This window comes from Acidovorax sp. Root267, assembly GCF_001429215.1.
Lineage (GTDB): Bacteria > Pseudomonadota > Gammaproteobacteria > Burkholderiales > Burkholderiaceae_C > Acidovorax > Acidovorax radicis.
Genome location: NZ_LMJC01000012.1, coordinates 390,176 through 415,694, shown reverse-complemented (window position 1 = coordinate 415,694; position 25,519 = coordinate 390,176). Strand labels below are relative to the sequence as shown.

General features: G+C 66.9%; 24 protein-coding genes. 14 read left to right on the top strand and 10 right to left on the bottom strand.

The genetic code is table 11. The features are described 5' to 3' along the window. Positions 1-223 precede the first annotated feature (223 nt). The 3 genes from ASE39_RS11430 (at position 224) to ASE39_RS11420 (ending at position 2,882) form a co-directional block, all read left to right on the top strand. Positions 224-649, top strand: coding sequence for a hypothetical protein (locus tag ASE39_RS11430; RefSeq protein ID WP_057271203.1), 426 nt, complete (start codon positions 224-226; stop codon positions 647-649). Between the two features lie 59 nt (positions 650-708). Then, a complete protein-coding gene (locus ASE39_RS11425) occupies positions 709-1,980 on the top strand; it encodes a PHB depolymerase family esterase (RefSeq protein ID WP_057271450.1) in 1,272 nt (423 codons plus the stop codon). Positions 1,981-2,114: 134 nt separating this feature from the next. Beyond that, complete coding sequence (locus tag ASE39_RS11420; protein WP_242421414.1) at positions 2,115-2,882, top strand: hypothetical protein; 768 nt, start codon at positions 2,115-2,117, stop codon at positions 2,880-2,882. 181 nt (positions 2,883-3,063) lie between these two features. Here ASE39_RS11420 and ASE39_RS11415 read toward each other — a convergent pair whose 3' ends face one another. The 4 genes from ASE39_RS11415 to ASE39_RS11400 form a co-directional block, all read right to left on the bottom strand. Then, positions 3,064-3,348: a hypothetical protein gene (locus ASE39_RS11415; protein WP_057271201.1), complete on the bottom strand. Its 285-nt coding sequence runs from the start codon at positions 3,346-3,348 to the stop codon at positions 3,064-3,066. Positions 3,349-3,534: 186 nt separating this feature from the next. Then, positions 3,535-4,566 carry a M28 family peptidase gene (locus ASE39_RS11410; protein WP_057271200.1) on the bottom strand — a complete coding sequence of 344 codons (1,032 nt, stop codon included), beginning with the start codon at positions 4,564-4,566 and terminating at the stop codon, positions 3,535-3,537. A gap of 56 nt (positions 4,567-4,622) precedes the next feature. Continuing rightward, entirely contained in the window at positions 4,623-6,050 is a 1,428-nt protein-coding gene (locus ASE39_RS11405; RefSeq protein WP_057271199.1) for a serine hydrolase domain-containing protein, read from the bottom strand. Between the two features lie 169 nt (positions 6,051-6,219). Further along, positions 6,220-6,819, bottom strand: a complete 600-nt coding sequence (locus ASE39_RS11400; protein WP_242421413.1) for a LysE family transporter — start codon at positions 6,817-6,819, stop codon at positions 6,220-6,222. Between the two features lie 198 nt (positions 6,820-7,017). Here ASE39_RS11400 and ASE39_RS11395 point away from each other — a divergent pair, with 198 nt between their 5' ends. The 4 genes from ASE39_RS11395 to ASE39_RS11380 all read left to right on the top strand — a co-directional run bounded on the left by ASE39_RS11395 (position 7,018) and on the right by ASE39_RS11380 (position 9,276). Continuing rightward, positions 7,018-7,629, top strand: a complete 612-nt coding sequence (locus tag ASE39_RS11395) for a 3'-5' exonuclease (RefSeq protein ID WP_057227811.1) — start codon at positions 7,018-7,020, stop codon at positions 7,627-7,629. 200 nt (positions 7,630-7,829) lie between these two features. Then, complete coding sequence (locus tag ASE39_RS11390) at positions 7,830-8,411, top strand: NnrU family protein (protein WP_029414192.1); 582 nt, start codon at positions 7,830-7,832, stop codon at positions 8,409-8,411. Between the two features lie 109 nt (positions 8,412-8,520). After that, positions 8,521-8,778: a DUF3297 family protein gene (locus ASE39_RS11385; protein ID WP_010464995.1), complete on the top strand. Its 258-nt coding sequence runs from the start codon at positions 8,521-8,523 to the stop codon at positions 8,776-8,778. A 3-nt stretch (positions 8,779-8,781) separates the two neighbouring features. Beyond that, positions 8,782-9,276 carry a ribonuclease HI family protein gene (locus ASE39_RS11380; protein WP_082615401.1) on the top strand — a complete coding sequence of 165 codons (495 nt, stop codon included), beginning with the start codon at positions 8,782-8,784 and terminating at the stop codon, positions 9,274-9,276. A gap of 33 nt (positions 9,277-9,309) precedes the next feature. Here ASE39_RS11380 and ASE39_RS11375 read toward each other — a convergent pair whose 3' ends face one another. The 5 genes from ASE39_RS11375 to ASE39_RS11355 form a co-directional block, all read right to left on the bottom strand. Further along, a complete protein-coding gene (locus tag ASE39_RS11375; protein ID WP_057271196.1) occupies positions 9,310-9,837 on the bottom strand; it encodes a GFA family protein in 528 nt (175 codons plus the stop codon). A gap of 32 nt (positions 9,838-9,869) precedes the next feature. Further along, positions 9,870-11,186, bottom strand: coding sequence for an RNA polymerase sigma factor (locus tag ASE39_RS11370; protein ID WP_057271195.1), 1,317 nt, complete (start codon positions 11,184-11,186; stop codon positions 9,870-9,872). A gap of 19 nt (positions 11,187-11,205) precedes the next feature. Continuing rightward, positions 11,206-11,613, bottom strand: coding sequence for a VOC family protein (locus ASE39_RS11365; protein ID WP_010464999.1), 408 nt, complete (start codon positions 11,611-11,613; stop codon positions 11,206-11,208). 62 nt (positions 11,614-11,675) lie between these two features. Then, a complete protein-coding gene (locus tag ASE39_RS11360; protein WP_057271194.1) occupies positions 11,676-12,212 on the bottom strand; it encodes an SRPBCC family protein in 537 nt (178 codons plus the stop codon). A 43-nt stretch (positions 12,213-12,255) separates the two neighbouring features. Further along, entirely contained in the window at positions 12,256-12,669 is a 414-nt protein-coding gene (locus tag ASE39_RS11355) for a YciI family protein (RefSeq protein ID WP_057271193.1), read from the bottom strand. A 262-nt stretch (positions 12,670-12,931) separates the two neighbouring features. On the opposite strand from ASE39_RS11355, the gene ASE39_RS11350 reads away from it, so the two are divergent. The 4 genes from ASE39_RS11350 to ASE39_RS11335 all read left to right on the top strand — a co-directional run bounded on the left by ASE39_RS11350 (position 12,932) and on the right by ASE39_RS11335 (position 21,735). Further along, positions 12,932-16,891: a WG repeat-containing protein gene (locus ASE39_RS11350; protein WP_057271192.1), complete on the top strand. Its 3,960-nt coding sequence runs from the start codon at positions 12,932-12,934 to the stop codon at positions 16,889-16,891. Between the two features lie 357 nt (positions 16,892-17,248). Continuing rightward, on the top strand, positions 17,249-19,264 hold the full coding sequence (locus tag ASE39_RS11345) for a TonB-dependent receptor (protein WP_242421412.1): 2,016 nt from the start codon (positions 17,249-17,251) through the stop codon (positions 19,262-19,264). Between the two features lie 3 nt (positions 19,265-19,267). After that, a complete protein-coding gene (locus tag ASE39_RS11340) occupies positions 19,268-19,813 on the top strand; it encodes a YfiR family protein (protein WP_010465007.1) in 546 nt (181 codons plus the stop codon). After that, on the top strand, positions 19,810-21,735 hold the full coding sequence (locus ASE39_RS11335; protein ID WP_057227822.1) for an EAL domain-containing protein: 1,926 nt from the start codon (positions 19,810-19,812) through the stop codon (positions 21,733-21,735). The genes ASE39_RS11340 and ASE39_RS11335 overlap by 4 nt, the downstream gene beginning before the upstream one ends. A gap of 19 nt (positions 21,736-21,754) precedes the next feature. Here ASE39_RS11335 and ASE39_RS11330 read toward each other — a convergent pair whose 3' ends face one another. Beyond that, positions 21,755-22,117 (bottom strand): YciI family protein, encoded by a 363-nt coding sequence (locus ASE39_RS11330; protein WP_010465011.1) that lies wholly within the window; start codon positions 22,115-22,117, stop codon positions 21,755-21,757. A 427-nt stretch (positions 22,118-22,544) separates the two neighbouring features. Between ASE39_RS11330 and leuA the strand changes: the two genes are divergently transcribed. The 3 genes from leuA to ASE39_RS11315 all read left to right on the top strand — a co-directional run bounded on the left by leuA (position 22,545) and on the right by ASE39_RS11315 (position 25,345). Next, the gene (gene leuA, locus ASE39_RS11325) at positions 22,545-24,230 is read left to right on the top strand and encodes a 2-isopropylmalate synthase (RefSeq protein WP_057271191.1); all 1,686 of its coding nucleotides are present in this window, start codon (positions 22,545-22,547) and stop codon (positions 24,228-24,230) included. Between the two features lie 34 nt (positions 24,231-24,264). Next, positions 24,265-24,756, top strand: a complete 492-nt coding sequence (locus ASE39_RS11320; protein WP_057271190.1) for a GNAT family N-acetyltransferase — start codon at positions 24,265-24,267, stop codon at positions 24,754-24,756. A gap of 79 nt (positions 24,757-24,835) precedes the next feature. Further along, positions 24,836-25,345: a C40 family peptidase gene (locus ASE39_RS11315; protein ID WP_010465016.1), complete on the top strand. Its 510-nt coding sequence runs from the start codon at positions 24,836-24,838 to the stop codon at positions 25,343-25,345. The last annotated feature ends 174 nt before the right edge of the window (positions 25,346-25,519 follow it).

Sequence of the window (25,519 nt, the reverse complement as noted above, 5' to 3'; positions counted from 1 at the left end):
TCCACCGCTGCCAACAACAACGTTGCCCGCGGAATTTGAAGAAAAATGGGCTCCAGCGCTTTGGTGTAAAGCGCTGAAAGCTACATATTTCATAGCAAATCCCGCCAAAACCGTGGAGCCCCAGGGCTCCTTTTCTTTTGGCCACGGCACTTGAAACCTTGCACTGCGGCATCCAATTGCCATCCATACACCATCCCCATGGATGTTAAATGGAGTTTCACTGATGAACAACATCGTTCCCATCGCCCCCCCGCGCAGCAAGGTGCCTGAGTCCGAGAAAGTCACCATCAACCTGGGTTTCGTGGACCTGGGGCACATCGATCTGCTGGTGTCGGAAGGTTTCTACGCCAACCGGACCGATTTCATCCGCACCGCCATCCGCAACCAGCTGACCGCCCAGAACGATGCCGTGCGCCAGGTGGTGGCCCGCAAGATGCTTGTGCTCGGGCTACAACGCTTTGGCCGGGCGGAGTTGGAGGCCGTGCAGGCGGCAGGCCAGGCGCTGGAGGTCCGCGTGCTGGGCCTGGCCAGCATCGACGACGACGTGCCGCCCGCACTGGCGCAGGCCACGATTGCCTCAGTGACGGTATTGGGCGCGTTCCATGCCAGTGCAGCGGTCAAAGCCGCCCTGGTAGGGCGCATGCATTGAACACCACCGACCCGGACCGCAGCGCGCCGCTGGCGCGCCCACCCACACAAGGAGTCCCCATGGACTGGAACCTCAACCTCAAGCGCCTGATGGGCGAAGCCACCCAGCTGGTGCGCAGCGGCCACCTGGCCGATGCAACCCGCGCCATCCAGCAAACCCTGGGCGGGGCTGTGGCACGCCACGGCAACGCCCCGGCACCTGCCAGCGCAGGCGCCACACCCTTGCAAGCGCCTTCACCCGCAGCCGGAGATGTCTCACCCTGGCGCAGAACCACCGCCACAGAGGATGTGGAAGACGCCGTGGTCATCGACCGCAGCGCCCAACCACCCCAGGCCGAGGCCCAGGCACCCACCACATCCCGCCCCGCGGCCAACCACCACCCGCAGGCGGAGCCGCCCGGAAGCTTCACCCGCGTTGCGTTTGCTCACCCCGGCCTGCGGCACCACCCGCACCACTACCACCTGTACGTGCCCCCAGGCGCCACGGCCGACACCCCCATGCCCCTGGTGCTGATGCTGCACGGCTGCACGCAGAACCCTGTGGACTTTGCCACCGGCACGGGCATGAATGACGCGGCCGCCCCCACCAACGCACTGGTGCTGTACCCCGAGCAGCCCCACAGCGCCAACCCCAACGGCTGCTGGAACTGGTTTCGCCCCGGCGACCAGCACCGGGACGGCGGCGAGCCCGCCTTGCTGGTGGCCATGGTGCGCGACGTGATGGCGCGCCACCCCGTCGATGCGCAACGCGTCTACGTGGCAGGCCTGTCGGCCGGCGGCGCCATGGCCGCACTGCTGGGCCGCGAATACCCTGACGTGTTTGCGGCCGTGGGCGTGCACTCCGGCCTGCAGGCAGGTGCGGCGCACAACGTGATGGGCGCGCTGTCGGCGATGAAAAATGGGGCCAAACCAGGGGCTGCAGACCATTCCGCCGCGGGTATTGCCAGCGCCCCTGCGCTTGTACCGCCACCCCTCATCGTGTTCCATGGCGATGCAGACCCTACCGTGCATGCACACAACGGGGAACAGCTGATCGAGGCTACGCTCTCGGCCCTCGCCACGGCCCCGGGCGGCGGGCAAACCACGGTGGAGACGGTGCACAAGGGCCGGTCCACCAGCGGGCAGGGCTACACACGCAAGGTGTATGCGCTGGCGGGCGGCCCCTCCGCAGCCAACGCACTGCCCAGCCCGGTCGTGGCAGAACACTGGGTACTGCACGGCGCAGGGCACGCCTGGGCCGGTGGGCACGCGGGCGGCAGCCACACCGACCCCCGCGGTGTGGGCGCCACGCAGGAGATGCTGCGGTTTTTTCTGGAGCATCCCAGGGGCTGACACCACCGCGTCGGGACGACCCGAGCCCGGCACATCCACGCCCCACCATAATTCGCCCGGGAGCTGCGCCGCCCCACGCAGGCCAACACCCAGGCGCAGCAGAAACAGCAGCTGCAATGCGGGAGGGAATTCACGTGGAGAACGTTTACATCACCGTCGCGGGCCTGGTGGCCATCGGGTTGATCTTCTACGCCGTGCGGCGTGCCAAGCGCCAGGACAATACGCAGACCAACCTGCGGATCACCGCAATCACCATTTCGCCGCCGCCGGGCAGCGTGCTGCAGGCCAACGCCCCCATCACCGTGACCATGGACTACCACTACAGCGCCCCCCGGGAGCCGCTGTACGCCTGGGTAAAGATCCTGGACACCACCTACGACTCCATCTACGAGGGCTCGCGCGACTGCCTGAGTCCCGGCACCGGGCGTGTCAGCCGCTCCGTGCACCTCACGCAGGCCGGAAACGTGCGCGAGCTGTTCATCGTGGTCAAGAACCAGGACTTCGTGGAGGTATTCAACCAGGCCATTACCGTGGACTACACCTACGAAGAGGCCGTGTTGGACGAGGCACAGAAGAATGACGGCACAGGGTCTGAGATCACCGGCATCCGGCTGTCCATTCCATCCCCCGCCACGGTCAAGGCAGGCACCCGCATCGATGTCGACGTCGAGTACGACATCAACGCAGTGGAAGGCCTGGACATCTGGGTCATCCCAGAAACGCAGGCCAACATGACCTACGAAGGCACCACGGGTCGGCAGGTCGAAACGGGGGTCGTGCACAAGCACTTCACCATCATCGACCCCTGCACCGTCAACAGCCTCAGGCTGTTGATGAAAAACGCCTCCAGCCAGACGGTGTACGAGCGCCGCATGCCGGTGGACTACACCTTCACGGCGTAGGCTCTCCGAGAAGGCCCGCGTTCCACTGCTGCAAGGCCGCGTGGACTGAACAATCCACCCTCCGGAATGAACGGGGACGCCGCTACGCCACCCACCCTTTCGCAGGGACCAGACCCTCTGTCCACCAAGTCCAGCCGCTTCATCGCTGGCAGGAGGATCGGCGGTCTCGCGAAAGACTTTTTCAGTAGGTGACGGTGATGCCGGCATCGCGGGCGCCGACCCTGACATGCTCGGATTCAAGATCCGTCTTGGGAACGGCCTTGGTCCCGCCTGCGGAGACGTTGAACGGATTGCCATAGCCGGCCGATCCTTTGATCGCGCTGCTGTAGTTTCCGGAGCCCGCCGGCTTCTGATAGTCGACATGCACGCTGGCCTTGGCACCCGGAGCGGCAATGCTCATGCCGGTGGAATTGCCGAGGTCAATTTCGCGGGTGGCGTCTTGGGCGATGGTGACGGTGGTAGCCATGTGGATCTCCTCAAAGATGAAGCTCGACGATGTGCCGGGCCGGGAGAGTCAATGTAGGCAGGAGAAGGCTGGCTGACGATTACAGGCCATTACAGGGCGCCGGAAAAAGACTCTTCGCACAAGAGGGTTTCGCCACGATATGCGATGGCCTCGGCCCACCCCGCGACTCGCTCAGTCTCTAGCGCGTCAGGGCTGCTGCGCGAGATCGCGCACAACACCTTCCAGCCCCTGAACCACGCGGGCCAGCCGGTCGAAATCCACCTTGTCCGGGGTGTCCTGGCGGGTGTGATAGTGCGGATAGCGATAGGGGGCGGTGTCGGTCACCATCAACGCGGGATAGCCTTCGTCGAGGTAGGCAGCGTGATCTGAATAATCCACCCCCGGGATGCGCCTGGGAGCCGCAATGCCCTCGGACGGAAACACAGCGTGGGACCGAAAGGACCGGACCACTTTGCGGACCAGCCCCAGGTCGCCAGGGGTGGCCACAAAGGCAATGAAGTCGCCCTGCGTGGGGTAGAACTGGTTCAGGGGCCAAGGGTACTTTTGGGACCCGGCAACGTCCGAAAAATAGCCCATGGTCTCCAACGAAAGCATCGCCGTCACGGGCACGCCCCGGGTCTTCAGCGCCTTGGCATGCACATGGCTGCCCATCAGCGAGGTTTTGAAATAGGGCGGCTCCTCGTTGGTGTAGAGCACCAACATCACATCCGACTGCGCCGTGGCACCCAGGGGCTTGAGGCTTTTGGCCAGCGCCAGCACCGCTGCGGCGCCCGTGGCGTTGTCGTTGGCGCCTAGCGTCTCGTGCGCCGAGTCGTAGTGGGCGCCCACCACAATCACGCGCTGGCCAGGCGTGCTTTGGCTAGGGACGGTCACCTCCAGATTGCGCACCTTCACGCCCAACGCCTGGAACTCCTGGCGCCGGACCTGGTAGCCGTAAGACGCCAGTTCCGACTCCAGATAGTTTGCAGCGGCTTCGAGGGCTGCAGGATGCCGGACGTTGTGCTCCTGCGCTGCAATGGTGTTGACATGCCGGCGCAACTCCTGCGCCAGCGTCTGCTGGTCCGCGCTGGCAGCCGGAAGCGCGCCACGGTATGAGCTGCCAGGCATGGTGGTGTGCACCAGGATGGCGGCCAGGAGCAGGCCGAACACGGCGGCGAGGGCCCCGGTGATGCGCAGGAGGCTCCGACCCAAACGCACGGCGAGCTGTGGAGTTTTCATGGCTGCAGTATTCGCCGGAACTGCGCGCCCATTGCGCATGCGCGGGGGCGCATCGCTCATTGCGGCGAGGCACTGCGCCCCGGGCGCGTCTTGCTCTTGCGATAGCGCTGGGTGGCCTCTGCCAGCATCGCGTCCTTGGGCAGGAGCTTGGAGCCGCCCACCCACAGTTCGGTCGGCACGCCGTGGGCATCGCGCACGCGGCGCACCGCCTGGCCCGGGCTGGCGTAGGCCGAGGCCTTCTGGATGATCGCGGCGTCGCGCCCCGTGACGGCCAGTTCGGTCATTCCTGCGTGGAACGGCACGAACATCGCTGGCACCACCTGGCAGACCACATTGCCCATGGGCACCAGATCGCTGGCGCCCCACAGGCTCCACCAGCGCCCCGCCCAGGCGGCCTCTTTCTTGGCAGGCGCGCCGTGCTGCTGGAACGCAAACAGGATGCTGGCAATGCCCTCCACCCACTCCGACGACAGGCCATCCAGCGCGTTGGTCAGCACGGTCACCGTCAGATCCAGGGAGGGATACCGCGCAGTGCGCGAAAGAAAGCCCTGCAGGCTGCCGGTGTGGCCCACCGACTCCCGGGGGCCCGGCGCGCTGAGCATGGTGCCCAGCCCGTAGTGGGACTCGAACACGCTGCAGGGGTCGCGCCAGCGGCGCTGCGCCATCTCGCGGCGGCTGGCGGGCGAAAGGATGCTGTGCTTGCTGTCTGGCGCCAGCTGCGAAAAGAAGCGGGCCACATCCGACGCGGTGGACACAAACCCGGCCGCCGGGGCCATGGCGTCGCACACGTTGTCGCCAGGCACGATCAGGCGCTGGCCGAACGGAAACTCACTGCTGTGGCCCACAGCCATCGGGGCACCCCGCGCAAGGCGCGGCATGTCGGGCACCGTTTCCTGCAGGCCTGCAGCATCAATCACATGGCGCACCATCCAGCTCACGTACTCCGTGCCTGTGACCTGCTCCATCATCAGCCCGAGCAGGCCATAGCCGTGGTTGGAATATTTGAGCTGCACCCCCGCCTCCAGCGGTGGCTTGTCGCGCAGGTCCGCCAGCAGTTCTGCACGGGAGAGAAAGGCCCGCCGGTCCAGGAACTGGCCCGCATCGGGGCCGTCGCGCGTGACGCCTGCGGCGTGCGACAGCAGCTCGCCAATGCGCGCCTGGGCCAGGTCCTTGTGCAGGCCATCGACATAGCGGCCAATGGGGTCGTCCAGGCCGATTTTTCCTTGCTCGCGCAGCAGCATGACCCCAGTGGCCGTGAAGCTTTTGGAGTGCGACGCGATGCGCAGGCGGTGCCGGGGCGTGAGGGGTTTGCCAGTCCGCATATCGGCCACGCCCAGCGCCAGCTCTGCCAGGGTCTCGCCGCCGCGTGCGATGGCCACGGAACACCCGGGCTGGCGGAAGCGCTCCAGCTGCAGGCCCAGCCATTGCGGCATATAGTCCAGTGCCGCCTTGAGCCAGGCTGAATCGGTGCCGTTCTTCTTCATGCGTTGCTCCGCTCGATCCGTCGAGAAAAAGGGATGGGCAGTGTAGGGCACGCGTTCCCGCAGGGCTGCAGCACACGGGCCAGGCCCACCGGGCATTGGCCGACGCCGAGATGCCCAACGCCGCGCGATCACAGACCGCAGGGAATCATGCGGGCCATCCCCAGGTGTTTCACCACAGATCCCAGGACATCCAGAGGGCCATCCCCCACATCGCCAGGGCTATGCTGGCATCCAACGCTCGGCATGCGCTGGAGGCCCCCATGAATCGCTGCGCTTTGCGTGCGCCCAAAACCCATACCGAAAACCACACCAGCGAGGCACTCACCGCGCCCGTGGCATAGCTCCAGTGGGTCTCTGCCGGCAGCGCTGCGCCCACTGCTCCGATGATCAGTACCGTGTCCAGCCAAGCCGCTGGATTGAGCAACGACACGAACAGAAGCTGGAACAATCCGTGCGACCCCGAGGCCGCTGCGGCGACGGCATTCAATGACGCGGCAGGACAGGCACGCATGGCGTTGCGCACCGCCAACCCGCCGTGCAGGACCAAAAGCGCAATGCCAAGCACCTGCGCGGCCAACCGCAATGCAGGTTCCGCCTGGAGCGCAGCAGACAGCCCGAGAAGCCCCAGGGCAATCAGCACCGCATCGCTGCCGCAGCCCACAGCAATCAGCTGGGCCGGAGAGCGTCCACGCAGTGCTTCGCGAAGGATCAGGACATCCTTCGGGCCTGGGCAAATGAACACGCCCAAGCCAAGCACAAAGCCCTGCAACCAGGTAGAGAGGTCAATCATGTCGGCGCCTTACCGACAACCTCTCAAGCTGAACCGGACGATTTGAAGAGCGAAGATCATAAGGCCCTCGCGGCAAGGGCCCCGAGCCTGTCCTGTATCTTGGAGCCCTGGTTCCGATGAGAGGCGGCCCGACCCACACCGCGGACAATATGTCCCCCAAAGCCACGCGCCCCACCCATGCCCCCCATCGCCGTCATCGACTTTGAAACCACCGGCATCTCGCCGGGCCAGGGCGCACGCGCGACCGAGGTGGCGATCGTGCTGCTGGAAGAAGGGCAGGTGGTGGACCGGTTTCAAAGCCTCCTGAAAACCGGGGTATGGATCCCGTCCTTCATCACCCAGCTCACCGGCATCACGAACGCCATGGTGAACGCGGCGCCCGATGCGGCAGGGGTGATGCAGGACGCAGCGCGTTTTGTGGGCGGTGCACCCATGGTGGCGCACAACGCGTCGTTTGACAGCAAGTTCTGGCAGGCCGAACTGGCCCTGGCGGGGCTGCCCGCGCCGCAGCCGTTTGCGTGCACCGTGCTGCTGTCACGGCGCCTGTACCCGCAGGCGCCCAGCCACAAACTCGGCACGCTGGTGGACTACCACGGCCTGCCACGCACGGGGCAGGCCCACCGGGCGCTGGCCGATGCAGAGATGGCGGCGGCGCTGCTGGCGCGCATGCAGCACGACCTGCGCACGCGCTGGCGGGTGGCGGAGCCCAGCTACGCGCTGCTGCAAACGCTGCAGCGATGCGCCAAGCCCAAGGTGGGGGCGCTGCTGGCGCAGCATGCGGTGGTGTGATGGAGGCCTGCCGTTGTCACGCAGGGCCAATCACTATCAAAATAATAGCTATCAGCGCTTGATGGACAAGCGCCACCGGCATTTTTTGCTATATTTTTTCCGAAAAATCCCTGCATACTGATGCACAGGCACTGCGACCACCTAGCCGGGCAGATGCCAACGCAATCCGAAATATTCGATCCTCGATGAAAGGCTTTGCCATGTGGTTTCTGGTGCTTGGGCTGGTGTTGTTTCTGGGCGTGCATTCGGTGCGCATCGTGGCCGACGGCTGGCGCACGCAAACGCTGGCGCGCCTGGGCGAGGGGCCGTGGAAAGGGCTGTATTCGCTGGCATCAGCCGTGGGCCTGGCGCTCATCGTCTGGGGCTATGGCCTGGCGCGGCAGCAGCCCGTGGTGCTGTGGGTGCCACCCCTGGGCATGCGGCACGCCGCAGCGTTGCTGACGCTGATGGCCTTCGTCTTGCTGGCCGCCACCTATGTGCCGCGCAATGCCTTCAAGGCCCGGCTGCACCACCCCATGGTGCTGGGCGTGAAGGTGTGGGCGCTGGCGCATCTGCTGTCCAACGGCAACCTGGCCGATGTGCTGTTGTTTGGCAGTTTTCTGCTGTGGGCCGTGCTGAGCTTTCGCGCCGCACGGCAGCGCGACCGGGCGCAGAACACCATCTACGCACCCGGCACTGCGGCGGGCACGGGCGTGGCTGTGGTGGTGGGGGCCTTGGCCTGGGCTGGCTTTGCGTTCTGGGCACATGCCTGGCTGATCGGCGTGGCCCCGATGGGGCGATAGGCACCTGTTCAAGGGGCATTGCGAGCCGCTGCGGCCCCAAATCCCGGAGAATCCGCGCTTTCCGTTTTTTGTTTCCTTTCCTCTTGCCTTTTCACACAGAGCCTTCTGCATGACCGACGCCACCACCTCCACCACGCCACCACCCCTGCCCGACCATCTGTCGGTGGACCCCCGTAGCCCGCACCATGTGGCCGAGGTGTTCAAGCACGACATCGGCATCCGCTTCAACGGCAAGGACCGCAGCGATGTCGAGGAATACTGCGTCAGCGAAGGCTGGGTCAAGGTGCCTGCGGGCAAGACGGTGGACCGCAAGGGCCAGCCGCTGATGATCAAGCTCAAGGGCAAAGTAGAAGCGTTCTACAAATAAGCCGTGGCCGCTGAACCCGCCCACTGGGTGGTCCATTGCGACGGCAGTGCCGTGCCCAACCCGGGGCGTATGGGACTGGGGGCGTTGCTGGTGGGGCCTGATGGGACCCCGCAGCACCGCATTTCCGAAGCCACCTCGTTCTCCGGCTGCAACAACGAGGCCGAACTGCGCGCGCTGCTGCGGGCGCTGCAGTGGTTGGAGCAACAGGTGGTTGCGGCTTCGACCACAGTGCAGGTAATCAGCGACAGCAGCGTGCTGGTAGAGCAACTGGGCGCCCCAGGACAGCGGGGCGCCCAGGCCGTGGCACCCATCGAGCGGCTGGCGCCGCTGTTTGACGAGGCACACAGAACACTGGGGCAGTTTGCGCAGGTGGACCTGCAATGGGTGCCGCGCCACCACAATGGAGCGGCCGATGCGCTGGCGCGTGCTGCGCTGGGGCTGGCGCCCAAAGTGGCCACCCCATCCGGGCAGCTGATCAAAAAGCGCAAGCGACGCTAGGCCAACGTTCACCGGGAACCCGGTACGGCCCGCTCAGGCGGGGTCAAGCCCCATCGCCGTGCGGTACGCCGCAATGCGCGGCAGCAAGGTCTGCCGGCGCGCCAGGCTGGCCGCTGGCCACAGGGCTTCACGGTCGTAGTACTCCGCCACGGCCGGCGTGCCGGGCGGCAGCACCACCCACGGCTGTTTGGAGGCCGTGAAGATGTGCACATCGGGGGGCAGATGGTCGGGCGCATCGAGCGTGCCCACGCGCACAAAGGCCACCAGCGGCCCCGCACCCGCGTAGTGGCTCCACACCCCCACCTGGCAATGGGGGCAGCGCGCGACCTTCTGGCCAAAACCGCTTTCTGAAGGGGTGTCGATGAGCTCCACCGCACCCACCATCGGCGTCACCCGGTCGGCTTCGATCATGGCGTTCAGCGCAAAGGAGGCCCCGCTTTCACGCTGGCACCAGCGGCAGTGGCAGCAGTGCACAAACAGCGGCGCGGTCTCCATGCGGTAGCGCACATGGCGGCAGGCGCAGCCTCCTTCCAGCGGGAACGCAAGGGTGGGGTGTGGCATGGTCGAAACGGCGTGTCAGTGAGGACGGGGTTTCATTCTGGCGAAACTGCAGCCGCTCGGGCCAGCAGCAGGGCCTTTTCCTGGGCATTGCGCGTCAGGCCGGCGGCCCTTCCGAACTCCCCCCGGGCCTCGGCCTGGCGCCCGAGCTTGGCCAGCAGATCGCCACGCACGCTGGGCAGCCAGTGGTAGTGGCGCAGGCTGGGTTCTGCGGCCAGTTCATCCACCAAGGCCAGCGCAGCTTCTGGCCCCAGGGCCATGCCCACCGCCACGGCACGGTTGAGCGCCACCACCGGGGACGGCGCCACCTGCAGCAGCGCGTCATACAGTGCCACGATGTGGTGCCAGTCGGTGTCTTGCGCGCGGCGCGCGCGCGCATGGCAGGCGGCAATGGCGCCCTGCAGGGCATACGGCCCCCAGGCATGGCCAGCGCGCGCCAGCTGCTCCGCCTTGTCCAGCGCCGCCAAGCCCCGGCGCACCAGCAGCGGGTCCCAGCGCGCGCGGTCCTGGTCCATCAGCAGCACAGGCTGGCCTTGTGCGTTGGTGCGCGCAGGCAGGCGCGACGCCTGGATTTCCAGCAGCGCCACCAGCCCCTGCACTTCGGGCTCGTCGGGCACCAGGCTGGCCAGCACACGCACCAGGCGCTGCGCCTCGCCGCACAGCGCGGGCCGCATCCAGTCGTCGCCCGCCGTGGCTGCATAGCCTTCGTTGAAGATGAGGTAGATGACTTCGAGCACCGAGGCCAGGCGCGGCGTGCGCTCGGCCGCGCCGGGCACCTCAAACGGGACTTGGGCGGCCGACAGGCTGCGCTTGGCGCGCACGATGCGCTGCGCGATGGTGGGCTCGGGCACGAGGAATGCCCGCGCGATCTCGACCGTGGTGAGGCCGCCCAGCAGCCGCAGCGTGAGCGCCACGCGCGCCTCGGTGGGCAGCACGGGGTGGCAGGCGGTGAAGATCAGCCGCAGCAGGTCGTCGCCAATGTCGTCCTGCTGTGCGTGCATGAGGGTGTCCACCACGTCGGGCGCGTACTGCGCTTCGAGCGCATCCAGGTCGTGGCCCAGCGCCTCGTTCTCGCGCGTGTGCAGGGCGTGCTGGCGCAGGTGGTCGATGGCACGGCGCTTGGCCGTGGTCATGAGCCATGCCGCCGGGTTGGCAGGCAGGCCGGTAGTGGGCCAGTGCTCCAGCGCGGCCACCAGTGCGTCCTGCGCCAGCTCTTCGGCCCGGCCCACGTCCCGCGTCATGCGCGCCACGCTGGCGATGATGCGCGCCGCCTCGATGCGCCACACCGAATCGATGGTGCGGTGCAGGGCATCGGCGCTGGCATCGGCATCGGGACTGCAGGGGTTTTGCATTGGTGGCCTCGATGAACGCTCAGCCCAGCGCCTTGCTGGCATCCACCATGTGCACGAACTCCCAGCTGTGGCCATCGAGGTCGTCAAAACTGCGCGAGTACATGAAGCCCAGGTCCTGCACCGGGCGCGGCGAGGTGCCGCCCGCCGCCACGGCCTTGGCAACGAGGGCGTCAACTTCTTCGCGGCTGTCGCACGAGAAGCACACCAGCACCTCGGACGTGGTGCGTGCGTCGGCGATCGTCTTGCTGGTGAAGGTCTGGTAGAAGTCCTTGACCAGCAGCATCACGTACAGGTTCTCGCCCACGACCAGGCAGGCGCCTTGTTCGTTGGTGAAATCGGGGTTGAACTCGTAGCCCAGCGCGCGGAAGAACGCCTGCGCGCGGGCCATGTTTTCGATGGGCAGGTTCACGAAGATTTGCTTGTGCATGGGAGGCTCCTGAAGGGGTGAGAAGGTAAAGGGAAACAAGAGGTTTGGCAAAGGTGCGCCGTTCAGGCCGCCGGTTTTTGCGCCACGGCCTGCAGGTTGGTCAGGCCGTCCTCGAAGTCCTGCCCCACCATGCGGTCCATGTTGAAGAACAGGTGCGCGATCTTGGCGAGGTAGGGCACAGGGCCCTGCATGGCCCAGGTGACGCGTGTGCCGCCCGCCCCTTCGGGCTTCAGCGTGAACTCGACCTGGTTGTGGGCTTCGAACGGGGCCACAAAGTCGAGCTTCATCGCAACCCGCGCAGGAGCCGTGGCGTCGACGATCTCCATGCTGCCGGTGCCTACCTTGTCGCCCTGCCACGCATAACGCGCGCCGGGGCCTGTGGTGGTGGCGCTGTACTGGCCCTTGGCGGCAGGGTCCTTGCGTTCATACGGGTTCCAGGTGTTGAACTGGCGCAGGTCGTGGATGAGTCCGTACACACGTTCTGGCGGCGCGGGGATCACGCGGCTGCGCTCCACGCGGAAGGTGTCAGGGCGGGTGGCGGCGTAGGCCAGCAGCAGTGCAATGGCGGCGAGCAGCACGAGGGCGATGGTCTTGATCATGGTGTGGTCCTTGAAGATGTTCTGAATAAAACGGGGTGCGACATCAGCCGCGCAGGGCTTCCAGGTCGCGGAACTGCTCCACGCCGTCGATGCCCGCAAAGTCCTCCATCTCGAACAGCTGGCGCACTTCGATCTCGGTATCCAGCCCTTCGCCGCGTGGGTTGGGAAAACGGCGCGTCCATTCCAGTGCCTCATCGCGGCTGCGCACCTGGATCAGCGTGTAGCCCGCAATGAGTTCCTTGGTTTCGGTGAACGGCCCGTCGGTCACGGTGCGACTGCTGCCGCTGTAGCGCACGCGCCAGCCCTGTGCGCTGGGCTTGAGGCCGCTGCCGTCCAGCAACACGCCGGCATGGGCCAGTGCTTCGTGGTAGCTGGCCATCTCGGTCATGAGGGCCGCAGTGGGCATGCAGCCTTGTTCAGATTCCGTGGTGGCTTTGACGATGATCATGAATCGCATGGTGGTTCTCCTCGGGTTACCAGTGGCGGGCCATGGCGAAATCCGTGGCCTTCACCACCACGACGAACGAACCTGCGGCAGATCGACATCTTGGGGACCGAATGAGGGTTTTTACCTAGAAAAAAGATGTCTGGCAGGCTGGAGAGGGTCGTCAAGGCCTTCGGTGAAGACCGCTGTGGCGTATCCGCCAAGCCGTGCAAATGGTTACCGGCCATCGCGATATGCCTCGGTAGGATGCCCCGCGAGGGACCCCGACCACACAATGACCAGCCACAACGACACCGAACCGACACCCCCCTGGCTGGCCAGCATCCCGCTCACGCCCTGCCACCAGACCCTGGCGCTGGTCATCGTCCATCCGGGCCGGGCCGTGGTGCCCCCCGAAGGACTGGCCGAGGTGCTGCGCTTCTGGGCTGACGGGAGCGGCGGCTGGATTGGCGCCGCCCGGGCTGCCAGCGGGCTGTGGGGCTACATCGATGGCGAAGGCCGATGGCGTGTGCCGCCCACGCTGCAGAACGCGCGCAGTTTTTCCGAGGATGGGCTGGCGCGTTTTTGCGACGGCGGACGCTGGGGCTTCGTGGACCTGGCGGGAACGGTGGTCATCCCCCCCGCGTTCGACAACGCCCAGCCGTTTCGCAACGGTTTGTGTGCGGTGCAGATTGGCCAGGATGCCTGGCGCATCATTGACCGCGCGGGGCACACCACCGGTGACGAGGTGTTCCACGAGCTGAGCCCGTTTGGCGCCAACGGCCTGGCGCGCGCCACGCTGTGGAAGAAGGCTGGCAACCAGCGCACCCAGGGCTTCGTGGACCGCACGGGGCGCTGGGTGATCGAGCCACGCTTTCGCGAAGCGCGGCCCTTTGGCGAATCCAGCGCCACAGCCGCCTCGCTGGACGGCGACACTTACGGCCTCATCGACGCACAGGGCCGCTGGGTGCTGGAGCCCCGCTACCCGCGCATCGACGCCTTCAACGCCGAGGGCCTGGCCTTCTTCGACGAACCCAACGCCTGGGACAACGGCCATGGCTACCTCAACGCGCGCGGCAAGGCGGTTGTGAAGGGCGGGCGCCACCTCTCGCGGCGCATGGCCTGCGGCGTGGCCGCCAACAGCTATGACGGCACGGGCTTTCTCATGGCAGACGGCAAGCCCCTTGCGACGCCGCCCCTGAGCTACGGAACGGACTTCTCCGCGGAAAGCGGCTACGCCGTGGTGCGCACCGCCGCCGCCGTGCGCAAGGGTGCGGCCGATGCCATGGCAGCCGCCCCGGCGCACTGGGGCCTGCTGCACCCGGACGGGCGCTTCGTGCCCGCCCCCGACCACTTGCTGGAGCCGCTGACCGATGGCGAGGGCTGGCTGGTGGGACACCCGCCGGACACGCCGCTGGTGCCCTTTCTGACCCGCGACGGGCAGCTGGCTTTTATCGACGGCGAGGGCACCGTCGCCTGGCGTGCGCACTACGACGGACAGCAGGTGGCCTTGCTAGACGCCGAGGGCACGCCCCTGTGGCGCAGCGGCGTGCGCGAGAACTGCTGGCCCCCGGGCCCGTTCTTCAACGCGCCGCTCACCGAGCACCTGGAAAACCTGGAATCACTCGACGGCATCGTGCCGCTGGCCATGGACCTGCTGGCCGATGCCGAAGCCCGGCTGCACCGCTTGGCCGCAGGCGACGAACTCGCGCCCGACGAACCCGCCGACGGCGAGGAGGATGACGACGACGAGGCGAAAGACCCCGACCAGATGCAGGCCGACCGCACCGTGGTCGTGCGGCGGGTCATGCGCGCTTACCTGAGCGAGTCGCACAACGGGCCTTACGAGTTTTTGTGCACCGACCTGAACCGCGCGGTGGACGAAGCCCGCTTGGCCATGGTGCAACAGCTGACCGTGCGCTTTGGCGCTGCCGACCCCAACCCGGAGCACGCCGCACCTTGGCACCGACGGGGCGACTACACCCAGGCCTGGCCTGTGGCGCTGGCCAAGCCCCTGCCAGGCGACGGCGGAGCCCTGCACGAGGCGCGCGAGCAGTGGCTGACGCTGTACAAGCATTCGGATTCGGGCGACGGCGATGTGTGGTGGGAGCTGTGGCTCATGGCCGCGCCCAGCATCGACGCACTGCAACTGGCGCAGCGCACCCGCACGGCGGCCCCCGCCACGGCACCGCCCAGCGACGACGACGAGCCTGAAGGTCCCGACAGCGATGGCCCGGCATTGCACAGCCAACCGCCCGATGACGCATCGGCCGCGAATCCGCCCCAGACCCGTGACGGGTGGCTGCAGGCTGTGCGCAGCGACCGCTACGCCATCGCCCATGTGCCGGCGCAGTGGCTGGACGATGCCATGGTGGACACCGCCCTGGCCGCGAACGTGGCAGCGCTGGAATATGTGCCTCCGGCCTGGCAGACCCCCGCGCGGCTCGAAGCACTGGTGCGCCGGGGCCTGCGAGAGGCTGCCGACATCCCGCCCGAATGCATGACCGCCGGAGCCCTGGCCCTGGCACGCAGCCTGTATGCCGGCCAGCCCGAATGGGACTGGCGCGACGAGCGCAACAGCCGCATTCCCACCACCTGGGACCACAACAGCCTGTGCGACGTATGGGGCTGCCTGCTCACGCCAGAGCTGGCGCTCAAGGCCGTGCGGGCGCAGGCGCCGCTCAAGGACCTTGCGCACTGGCTGCGCACCGATGCGGTGGAGCAGGCTGCACTGCAAGCAGACATCTACAACATCAGCTACATCGACCCGCACAAGATCACACCCGCGCTGGCCGAGCGCGCGGTGCGGCACGACTATGGTTGCCTGATCGAACACATCCCGGCCGGGATGCTCACCCCCGCGCTGTGCCTGGCCTCGGCGCGCGCCAACGGCCTATCGCTGGACAAGATTCCACTGGCGCTGCGCAGCGTGGATGTGTGCGTGGCCGCACTGCACGACCGCTGGGACATGTTTCCCTCCGTGCCCGCGGCGCTGCGCGAGGAAGTCACCACCCGACTCGTCGAGGACGACCTGGCCCAGGCCCACCGGGACGGCGAGCCCCGCGAGGGCAGCCACTGGCATGTGCAACGCGCCTGGGTGCGGCTGTGGGCGGGTGACCTTGAAGGCGCCATCGCCGACGCGCGCCTCAGCCTCGACCGCGTGCGCCACGAAGAGCATCCGCGCTACATCCTGGCCAGCGTTTACCGAGCGCTGGGCCGTACCGAGGAGGCCGCACTCGAAGCCTCCACGGTGTTGTCGCTGCAGTCCCCGTACACCGCGCAATGGGACGATGCCGAGGACACCCGCTGGCTGCAAAGCCTGGCACAAACCCAGGCCCATGCAGCCGACGACGCCACGCTGATTGCACAGCTGCAGTCGCACCCGCGCACGCTGGCCGATGTGCCGCGTGAACGCATCACCCACGCCATGGTGGACGCCGCGCTGGCCGCCGATGAAGACACCGTGCGCTTTGTGCCCAAGCGGCTCATGACACCCGCACGCTACGCCACCGCACTGCGGCAGGGTGTGAAAAGCTTTGCGCAAATACCGGCCGGGATGCTCAGCGAGGACGCCTGCATCGCCCACGTGCAGGACGGTGGCTGGCACCTGGAGCAGGTGCCCGAGGCCTTGCGCACCGTCGCTGTCTGTGCGCACGCGCTGCGCAGCAGCCCCAGCGCGCTGGAACACGTGCCCGAATCCCTGCGTGCACAGGCGCGCGAAGCGATAGCCCAGCTACCCCCGGATGCACAGGAAGAAGACCCGCCACGCGCGGGTGGCGACCTGGGCGACTGGTTGTCGCGCCGCGTGGTGGGCTCGGCCCTGCGAGGCCAGGACACCACGGCACGCAGGCTCCAGCACAAGGGGTTTTTGGCAGCGTTTGTGATGCAGGCAGCACTGACCGCCAAGTCAGACACGCCCCCCACCCTCCGGGGGATGGCGGGGTGGTTCGAGCAGCGGCCAGTGCTGGCGCTGGCGGCCCACCTGCTGCTGGGCCTCGCAGCCTTGGTGGGCCATGCATTCGTCTCGGTCGCGGCCTGGCGGGCCGAGGGCCCCTGGATCGGGCTGGGCACCTTCGCACTGATGGGCTTTGCGGAGCTGTACTGGGCGTGGCGTTTTGTAGCGTCCAGCCCCTGGAGCCCCTGGCTGGCGCTCGCAGCCACCCTGGTGGTGGTGTACGTGTTCGGCTGGCGCCGCCTGTACCGCCGCGTGGGGCTGGCCTACGCGGCGCGCGAGGACATCACGCCCGTCGAGTGAGCTCCGGCAAGGGTTCACAGGGCGGCCGCTGCATTTTTTACAGTTTTCTCGGGATGTCCTGCATAACCCTCGCGAGTCAGTGGTAGTGCGGATCGGGATGGGACGCAAGGCGTCTTTTTGCAGCCAATAGCCGGGCTATTGGCAAGAAAAGCAACGCAGCGAACCGCCCGAGGCCGCGCTATCACAGACCGCAGGGAGTTATGCAGGTCATCCCTAGGGGTCATCACCGATCCCCGGAGGGACTGTTCGGTCCCGGCGATGGATACACTTTGTAAACCTTTCGCCCCACTGATTCACGAACCTCCAGAACGCCTTGGCCTGCATGCGCGGGCCCTCACCACAGCGGGTGCACCACCCATGCAAAGAGGATCGGAACCCAATACAACCCAGCGGACACAGCAGCTGGTGCTGGCGCTGCTGTGTGGCTTTGCATCCCACGCTGCCGCGCAGGCGGACATTGCCCAGCTGCCGCTGGAACAGCTCATGCAGATGGAGGTCCGGACGGCCAGCCGGTATGCGCAAACCGCCCTGGAAGCGCCCGCCGTGGTGAGCGTGGTGACCGCAGACGACATCCGGCTTTTTGGCTATCGCACGCTGGCGGAAGTGCTGGGCAGCATGCGCGGGCTGTATGTCTCGTACGACCGCTCTTACCACTACCTTGGCACACGCGGCTTTGCCACACCGGGCGACTACAACACCCGGGTGCTGCTGCTGGTCAACGGCGTGCGCTTTAACGACAACCTCTACGACCAGGCCGCCATCGGCACGGATTTCCCGCTCGACCTGGACCTGGTGGACCGCGTGGAGTTCGTTCCCGGGCCGGGCTCTGCGGTGTATGGCGCCAATGCGTTCTTTGGCGTGGTCAATGTCATCACGCGCAACGGCCGCCAGCTGGCCGGGCCGCAGATCAGCGTGGAGGCGGGCAGCCAAGGCAGCGCCAAGGCACGCTTCTCGCTGGGCACGGTGGATGCCCTGGGCAGCGACTGGCTCATCGCGGTGACGCGCTCCAGCAGCGGGGGGGCAGACCAGTACTTTTCGGCGTTCGACGCGCCCGAGACCCACCATGGTGTGGCACACCGCCTGGATTTCGACCGCAGCACGCAGCTGTTTGCCCGCATGCAGCGGGAGGGGCTCACGCTCACCTTGGCCCATGGCGAGCGCACCAAGGGCACGCCCACGGCTTCGTTCTCGCAGGCCTTCAACGACCCACGCTCGCGCTACATCGACACCACCACCCGCCTGGCGGCCGAAACCACGCACCAGATTTCGCCCTCACTGGCGCTCACCGGCCGCGTACACGCCGGGCGCTACCGCTTCGTGGGCGACTATGTGTACGACTACCCGCCCCTCACGGTCAACCGCGACGTCGGCACCGGGCAGTGGTGGGGCACCGACTGGCAGTGGGTCAGCACGGCGTTTGCACGCCACAAGCTCGCCTGGGGCATCGACTACCGGCGCGACACCCGCATCCAGCAGCTCAACGTCGATCTGGACCCACCCGCCCAGTACCTGGACACCCGCCGTTCGGGCGATGCACTGGGCATCTACATGCAGGATGAATTTGCGCTGGCGCCCACACTCACGCTGCACACCGGGCTGCGCTGGGGCAAGCAGTCCGGCAGTGCGGGCAGCTTCCATCCCCGGCTGGGCCTGGTGTATTGGTGGACCCCCTCTACCGCCCTCAAGCTGCTGCACGGCACGGCCTACCGGCCCCCCAATGCCTACGAACGCGACTACCGCGTGGACCTGCCCGGCGGCATCGTCAGCTCGGAGGGGCTTCGGTCGGAAAAGGTGCGCACCACAGAGCTGGCCCTCGAACATGCCCCCACCGGCGCCACCCGCATGCTGCTGACGGCGTTCCGGTCGCAGGTGACCGACCTGATCGCGCTGGGCGATGCGAACGCAGCGGAAAGACTGAATTTCGGCAACACCGGCAGCGTGCGCGTTCACGGGCTGGAAGCCGAGGTGGAACAGCGCTGGCAAGGCGGCTCGCGCCTGCGTGTGGCCTATGGCTGGCAAAAGGCGCGCAACACCAGCACCCCAGAGCCACTGACCAATTCTCCCCGGCACCTGCTCAAGGCACAGTGGTCGGACACCCTGGCGCTGGGCGCGCAAGGCCCGGGCAAACCGGGTCAGTATGCGGTGGAGGCCATTGCCGTAGGCGCGCGCAGAACCCTCACGGGTTCGCGCCTGCCGGGTTCCATCGTCACCAATATCGTCTACACCAAGCGCTTTGCGGATGTGGACGTATCGATGGGCGTGTACAACCTGTTCAACCACCGCGCTGCGGACCCCGCCTCGTACGAGATCCGCGAAGCGTCGATCCGGCAGGATGGACGGACCTACCGGCTCAAGCTCACCTACGCGTTCTGAGCCATGCACAACGCCATCCGACTGCGCAAGATGCTGTGGATCGGCCTGTGTCTGCTGGGCGGGGTGGGTGGCCTCGCGCACGCCACCGATCCCGTGGAGGAACTCGACCTCAAGGCAGCCTACATCTTCAACTTCATCCAGTTCGTCGAATGGCCCGACAACGATATGGCCACGGGCAACGAGCTGTCCATCTGCGTGTCTCCCTTCAGTCCACTGAAACGCCCGCTGACCGCGCTGGAAGGCAAACAAACCGCCAAAGGCCGCACCGTGCGGGTCAAACTCCTGGAGTTGGCGGGCATCCGCCACTGCCGGATGCTCATCCTCCAGAACGCAGACGTGGAGCAGGCATTGCGAATGCTGCGGACACTGCCCCCGTCCCACGGGGTCTTGACGATTGCGGATGAACTCACCTTCGTCAACCCGGAGATCGTCATCGCCCTGGCCCAGCAGGAAGGGCGTATCGTGTTTGGCATCAGTCCCGACGCCGCCGCCAAGGCCGGCCTCACGATCAGCTCCAGACTGCTGCGGCTGGCCAAGGTGAACCGATGAAAACCCAGGCCCCCGAATCTCAGGCCCCGATACCGGCACCACCGCTGCCGCCCGTGCTGCTGTCGTCCAGGCTGGTGGTGACAGGCATTCTGGCGGCAGGCTTGGCGCTTTTGACCGTGGTGCTGGCCCTCACCGGGCTGGACTACTGGAGCACGCGCCAGTCCATGCTGCAGGACAGCCGCGTGGAGGCCGCCATCGTGGCAGACAACATCGCGGCCGCTGTCATGTTCCGTGATGCGCACACCGCCACCGAGATGCTGGGGGCGTTGAAATCATCGCCCATGGTGCTGGGTGCCAGCGTGTATGACGTGCGGGGCCTGCCGCTGGCGCGGTACACACGCAGCCCGGAAGAGAACTTCCCCGCCACGCTGGCGGCCGCAGGCATGGGGGGGATGGCCGAGCGTGCGGGGCTGCGCGTTCTGGAGATTGCCCGTCCAGTCGAAACGGCGGGCGTGGCGTCGGGAACACTGTACTTTCGCAAGTCGATGAGCGCGGTGTACTCGCGCCTGGCCATCCGTTTTGTCAGCGCGTTGCTGATTGCCGGGTGTGTGATGGCCCTGGCGGCCGCCATGGTGCTGCGCAGCCGGGCGGCCGTGCGCAACGCCGAAAACCGCCTGCATGCGCTCGCCCATACCGATGCGGTCACAGGCACCGGCAACCGGCATGCCTTCAACGAACGCCTGGGCGCAGAGATCGAAGCGGCCCGGGGCCTGGGCACCCGCGTGGCCCTGGTGTACATCGATCTGGACAATTTCAAGACCCTCAATGACACCTTCGGGCATGCGGCCGGAGACGGTTTGCTGCGCCAGGTGGCACGGCGCCTGCAGTCCGTGGTGCGCAGCACCGACGCGATCTCGCGCCTGGGGGGCGACGAGTTCGCCGTGATCCTGCCGCTGGACATGGACGACGCGGCGCTCAATACCTATGGCCAGCGGATCGTCGGCACCTTCCTCCATTCGTTCACCGAAGTCGGCCAGCAAGTGACCGTGACCTGCAGTGCAGGCATCGCCACCTTCCCGGGCGACGCGGCCGACATGGACGGCCTGGTCAGCAATGCCGATACCGCCATGTACCGCGCCAAAGAGATGGGCAAAAACCGCTGTGTGCGATTTGACGCATCGATGAACCAGGCGGTGGTCCGGCGCCAGGCCATCGAGCACGCGCTGCGCGCTGCGCTGCAGCGGGGCGAGGGCCTCGCGCTGCACTACCAGCCGCTTTTTGCCGCCACCGACCGTGCCCTGGTGGGCGCCGAGGCACTGCTGCGCTGGTCGCATGCAGAGCTGGGCAACGTCTCGCCGCTGGAGGCGGTGATGGTGGCCGAGGACTGCGGCCTCATCGTGCCGCTGGGCTACTGGGTGATGCGCACGGCCTGCCGCGATGCCGCCCGGTGGCAGGCCGGCGGGCCGCTGCGGGTGTCCGTCAACATCTCGGCCCGGCAACTGGGCGACCCGCAGTTCCTGGAGCGCGTGATGGACATCCTGCGCGAAGAGGGCCTGCCCGCCCACCTGCTCGAAATCGAACTCACCGAAACCGTGCTGATGGACAACATGGAGGCTGGCGCGCACACCCTGCACCGCCTGAGCCAGCTGGGCATTCACCTGGCCATTGATGACTTTGGCACCGGCTACTCGTCCCTGGGCTACCTGCGTCAATTGCCGATGCGCCGCCTCAAGATCGACCGCAGCTTTGTCAAGGACCTGCCCGGCCAGGAACACAGCCGCACCATCGTCACCGCCATCGTGGCGCTGGCCCACGGCCTGGGGCTGCAGATCACGGCCGAAGGGGTGGAAACGCCGGAACAGGCCGACTACCTGGTGCACCAGGGCTGTGACGTGCTGCAAGGCTACCTGCTTGCGCGGCCCATGCCGGTGGAGCAGTTTCAGGCCCTGCTGCAGGAACGCACGGCGCGCCGGGGGGCGTGAAAAGCGTCAGCGCAGCACTTCACGTTGCCCCGTGGTAACACGGTGCCACCTCGCGCACCTCGATGGTGGCCCATTCGGCGGCCGGGCATTCCCGGGCAATGGCCACCGCCTCGTCACGCGTGGCGCAGTCGAGCAGGTAAAAGCCGCCCACCATTTCTTTCGTCTCGGCGAACGGGCCATCCACCAGTCGGGTCTGCCCCTCCCGCACTTGCAAACGCACGGCCTGTTCGGTGGATGCCAGGGATTCGGTGGCGCGCAGCAGGCCCCGGGCCTGCAGGCCCTCGCCAAACCGCAGCATGCGGGCATAGGCCTCTTGCCCGCCCGCCAGCCCGCGCTCGGCCCGCTGGCCGTGGGGTTCCATGATGATCAGCATGTAGGGCATGGGAGGGTCTCCTGACGAAGCGAAGGCGAAGGGGGCAAAGCGAAAGGCGCCATCCTACCAGCAACATTTACTACTATTTTGATAGCTATTAGCGCTTATCCATCAAGCGCTAGCGGCGATTTTTTATCAAAACCTTGCGCGCCGCAGCAAGCCTGTGCTATCTTCGAACCCTTATGCAACGCAGCATGCTCCTACCCACCCTATCGCTAAGCCTACTAGTGCTTGGCCGGGGTCTGCCTGCGTTCGCCACCGTTGCCTGACTCGCTCAGCGCAACACCTGATTTCCCCCTGACCCCGGCCCGCGAACCAGCCTTTGCACACGCAAAGGGCTGCAGGGGATGTCACACGTTTTGTTTTTTCATTTCGTCTGACCCGTGCACCGCGCATTTCTTCCAGCGCACCGCACACACCGTTCGTGGAGCCTCTCATGATTGCCAAGCCCGCCACCAAGTACCAGCCCATCGCCCCGGTCGCATTGACCGATCGCCAGTGGCCCTCCCGCAGCATCACCCGCGCACCCGTGTGGCTCTCCACCGATTTGCGCGACGGCAACCAGGCGCTGTTCGAGCCGATGAACGGCGAGCGCAAGATGAAGCTCTTTGAGGAGCTGGTGCGCATCGGGTTCAAGGAGATCGAGGTCGGCTTTCCGGCCGCATCGCAAACCGACTTCGACTTTGTGCGCCGCCTCATCGACGAGGACCTGATCCCCGACGACGTGACCATCATGGTCATGACCCAGTCGCGCGAGGACCTGATCGCGCGCACGGTGGAGGCCGTGAAGGGCGCGCCCCGCGCCATCGTGCACCTGTACAACGCCACAGCCCCCGCCTGGCGGCGCATCGTGTTCGGCATGAACGTGACGCAGGTGATGCAGCTCATCGCGCACCACGTGGGCTACCTGAAGCAGCTCACCGACGCGCAGCCCGCCACAGAGTGGACGCTGCAGTACTCGCCCGAGACCTTCAGCGCCACCGAGCTCGACGTGTCGCTCAAGGCCTGCCAGACCGCCATCGCGGCCTGGAACGCCGGGCCCGGCCGCCCCATCATCATCAACCTGCCCACCACGGTGGAGAACGCCACGCCCAACGTGTTCGCCGACCAGATCGAGTGGATGGACCGGCGCCTCGCCCCCCGCGAGCACATCGTGCTCTCGGTGCACCCGCACAACGACCGCGGCACCGGCGTGGCCGCGGCAGAGCTGGCGATGATGGCCGGTGCCGACCGCGTGGAAGGCTGCCTCTTCGGCAACGGCGAGCGCTGCGGCAACGTGGACATCGTGACGCTGGCGCTCAACATGTACACGCAGGGCGTGCACCCGAACCTCGATTTTTCGGACATCACGTCGGTGGCGCGCATCGCCGAGGAATGCACCTCGCTGCCCGTGCACCCACGCCACCCCTACGCGGGCGACCTGGTGTTCACCGCGTTCTCGGGCTCGCACCAGGACGCGATCAAGAAGGGCTTTGCCGCGCAGGACCCGAACGCGCTGTGGGAAGTGCCGTACTTGCCCATCGACCCCGCGGACCTGGGCCGTACGTACGACAGCGTGATCCGCGTGAACAGCCAGTCGGGCAAGGGCGGCATCGCCTTCTTGCTCGAGCGCGAACACGGCGTGGTGATGCCGCGCCGCATGCAGGTCGAATTCAGCGCCGTGGTGCAGCGCCAGACGGACGCGAGCGAAGGCGAGATGAGCGGCGAGGCGCTGTGGGACCTGTTCCAGGCCACCTACCTGCGCGCCCCGGCCCAGGCGGCCATCGTGTGCCACAGCCACCGGCTCGATGAAGACGGGCAGGGCATCGAGCTGGACGTGACCGTCGACGGCACGCGCCAGCATTTGCGCGGCCAGGGCAACGGGCCGATTGCCGCCACGGTGGATGCGCTGGGCCTGCCGCTGCGCGTGGACCACTACGAAGAGCGCGCCACCGGCACGGGCGCCAACGCCCAGGCGCTGGCCATCGTGGAAGCCGCAATGGAGGGCGTGGCAGGCTCCACCTTCGGCGCGGGTGCCAGCCACAACATCGTGACGGCGTCGGTGCTGGCCATCGTGAGCGTAGCCAACCGGCTGGTGGCGCGGCGCCCGACGCAGCAGCAGGCCACGACCACCATCGCCTGACCGCGCACCACAACATCCCCTGATACGCCTGGCCATGAAAATTCGACCAGCAACCTCAGGGGATGCGCCAGGAATCAGTGCGCTCATCCTGTCCGTAGCGCACTTCTTCACCCTGGACCCGGAGGGCCGGGGGGCAGAGGATTTCCTGCAGTCCCTGCAACCCGAGGCGGTTGCCGCGCGTCTGGCTACAGCGGCGTTCACCACCTGGGTTGCGGTGGTAGGCAGAAACGATCTGGCGGGCGTGATCGTGGTGCGCGATGGCAGCCATCTTTTTCATCTGTTCGTCGCTGAGCCTTTCCAGAGGCGGGGCTGGGCGCGGAAATTGTGGCTGCATGCGTTGTCGAAAACACGCCACGGCGCGCGCATTACGGTCAACGCCACGCCCTTCGCACAGGGCTTCTACGAACGCATGGGGTTCATTGCCACCGGACCTTCGGTGCAGACCCGGGGCATCGCCTTCGTGCCGATGGTGCGCGAAGGCGATGGTGAAAACCGCACACCACCGAACGCCCCCGCCCAGCACTGAGGCCGCAAACACCGCAAAAACCGCTCGGTGACACGGGGAACCTCCTCGGACGCGCCACAACTCCATTACCCTTGCGTCCATGCGCGTTTTTCACAGTCTGGCTTTAGCAGCCTGCACCGCCGCCCTGCTCGCCCTGACCGGCTGCGGCACCTCACGGCCCCCATCGCCTTCATTCCCGTCTTCGTCCGCGCCCAGCCGCACGACCCCGCCGCTGACGGCGGACCAGGCACACGACATCGCCATCCACGCGCTGGGGCTGGTGGGCACGCCCTACCGCTACGGCGGCAACACGCCCGACTCAGGCTTCGACTGCAGCGGGCTGATCGGCTATGTGTACCGCAACCAGGTGGGCACGCCACCGCCCCGCACGGTAGCCCAGCTCAACAGCTGGGGCTACCCCATCGACGGCGGCGAGCTGCGCGCCGGGGACCTGGTGGTGTTCGGCACCGGCCGCCAGCCCAACCATGCGGGCATCTATGTGGGGGAAGGGCGTTTTGTACACGCGCCCTCCACCGGCGGCACGGTGCGGCTCGACCAGCTGCAGTCGCGCCACTGGTCGCGGCAGAATGCGGCGTTCCGCAGACCGTAGCGGCTCCCCCTGAGTCGCCTTCGGCGCCTTCCCCCTGAGGGGGACGACGCACTCGCTGCGGGGCGGCCCTTGCTCTGCGTCCCTCGCCTGGGGCGCGCCAGTCTCTACCGATGTCGCCCATGGGTAGAAAGGTGTTCGCCCGAATCTGCCAGCGGTGGCTGCCCCGCGCCGCGC

What these genes read in the sequence shown, in the direction of transcription:
- ASE39_RS11370 (WP_057271195.1), bottom strand. Translation starts at nt 11,186, where the DNA reads ATGCAAAACCCCTGCAGTCCCGATGCCGATGCCAGCGCCGATGCCCTG.
- ASE39_RS11425 (WP_057271450.1), top strand. Translation starts at nt 709, where the DNA reads ATGGACTGGAACCTCAACCTCAAGCGCCTGATGGGCGAAGCCACCCAG.
- ASE39_RS11315 (WP_010465016.1), top strand. Translation starts at nt 24,836, where the DNA reads ATGCGCGTTTTTCACAGTCTGGCTTTAGCAGCCTGCACCGCCGCCCTG.
- ASE39_RS11335 (WP_057227822.1), top strand. Translation starts at nt 19,810, where the DNA reads ATGAAAACCCAGGCCCCCGAATCTCAGGCCCCGATACCGGCACCACCG.
- ASE39_RS11340 (WP_010465007.1), top strand. Translation starts at nt 19,268, where the DNA reads ATGCACAACGCCATCCGACTGCGCAAGATGCTGTGGATCGGCCTGTGT.
- ASE39_RS11365 (WP_010464999.1), bottom strand. Translation starts at nt 11,613, where the DNA reads ATGCACAAGCAAATCTTCGTGAACCTGCCCATCGAAAACATGGCCCGC.
- ASE39_RS11385 (WP_010464995.1), top strand. Translation starts at nt 8,521, where the DNA reads ATGACCGACGCCACCACCTCCACCACGCCACCACCCCTGCCCGACCAT.
- ASE39_RS11345 (WP_242421412.1), top strand. Translation starts at nt 17,249, where the DNA reads ATGCAAAGAGGATCGGAACCCAATACAACCCAGCGGACACAGCAGCTG.
- ASE39_RS11415 (WP_057271201.1), bottom strand. Translation starts at nt 3,348, where the DNA reads ATGGCTACCACCGTCACCATCGCCCAAGACGCCACCCGCGAAATTGAC.
- ASE39_RS11350 (WP_057271192.1), top strand. Translation starts at nt 12,932, where the DNA reads ATGACCAGCCACAACGACACCGAACCGACACCCCCCTGGCTGGCCAGC.
- ASE39_RS11430 (WP_057271203.1), top strand. Translation starts at nt 224, where the DNA reads ATGAACAACATCGTTCCCATCGCCCCCCCGCGCAGCAAGGTGCCTGAG.
- ASE39_RS11405 (WP_057271199.1), bottom strand. Translation starts at nt 6,050, where the DNA reads ATGAAGAAGAACGGCACCGATTCAGCCTGGCTCAAGGCGGCACTGGAC.
- ASE39_RS11355 (WP_057271193.1), bottom strand. Translation starts at nt 12,669, where the DNA reads ATGCGATTCATGATCATCGTCAAAGCCACCACGGAATCTGAACAAGGC.
- ASE39_RS11410 (WP_057271200.1), bottom strand. Translation starts at nt 4,566, where the DNA reads ATGAAAACTCCACAGCTCGCCGTGCGTTTGGGTCGGAGCCTCCTGCGC.
- leuA (WP_057271191.1), top strand. Translation starts at nt 22,545, where the DNA reads ATGATTGCCAAGCCCGCCACCAAGTACCAGCCCATCGCCCCGGTCGCA.
- ASE39_RS11360 (WP_057271194.1), bottom strand. Translation starts at nt 12,212, where the DNA reads ATGATCAAGACCATCGCCCTCGTGCTGCTCGCCGCCATTGCACTGCTG.
- ASE39_RS11395 (WP_057227811.1), top strand. Translation starts at nt 7,018, where the DNA reads ATGCCCCCCATCGCCGTCATCGACTTTGAAACCACCGGCATCTCGCCG.
- ASE39_RS11390 (WP_029414192.1), top strand. Translation starts at nt 7,830, where the DNA reads ATGTGGTTTCTGGTGCTTGGGCTGGTGTTGTTTCTGGGCGTGCATTCG.
- ASE39_RS11375 (WP_057271196.1), bottom strand. Translation starts at nt 9,837, where the DNA reads ATGCCACACCCCACCCTTGCGTTCCCGCTGGAAGGAGGCTGCGCCTGC.
- ASE39_RS11330 (WP_010465011.1), bottom strand. Translation starts at nt 22,117, where the DNA reads ATGCCCTACATGCTGATCATCATGGAACCCCACGGCCAGCGGGCCGAG.
- ASE39_RS11320 (WP_057271190.1), top strand. Translation starts at nt 24,265, where the DNA reads ATGAAAATTCGACCAGCAACCTCAGGGGATGCGCCAGGAATCAGTGCG.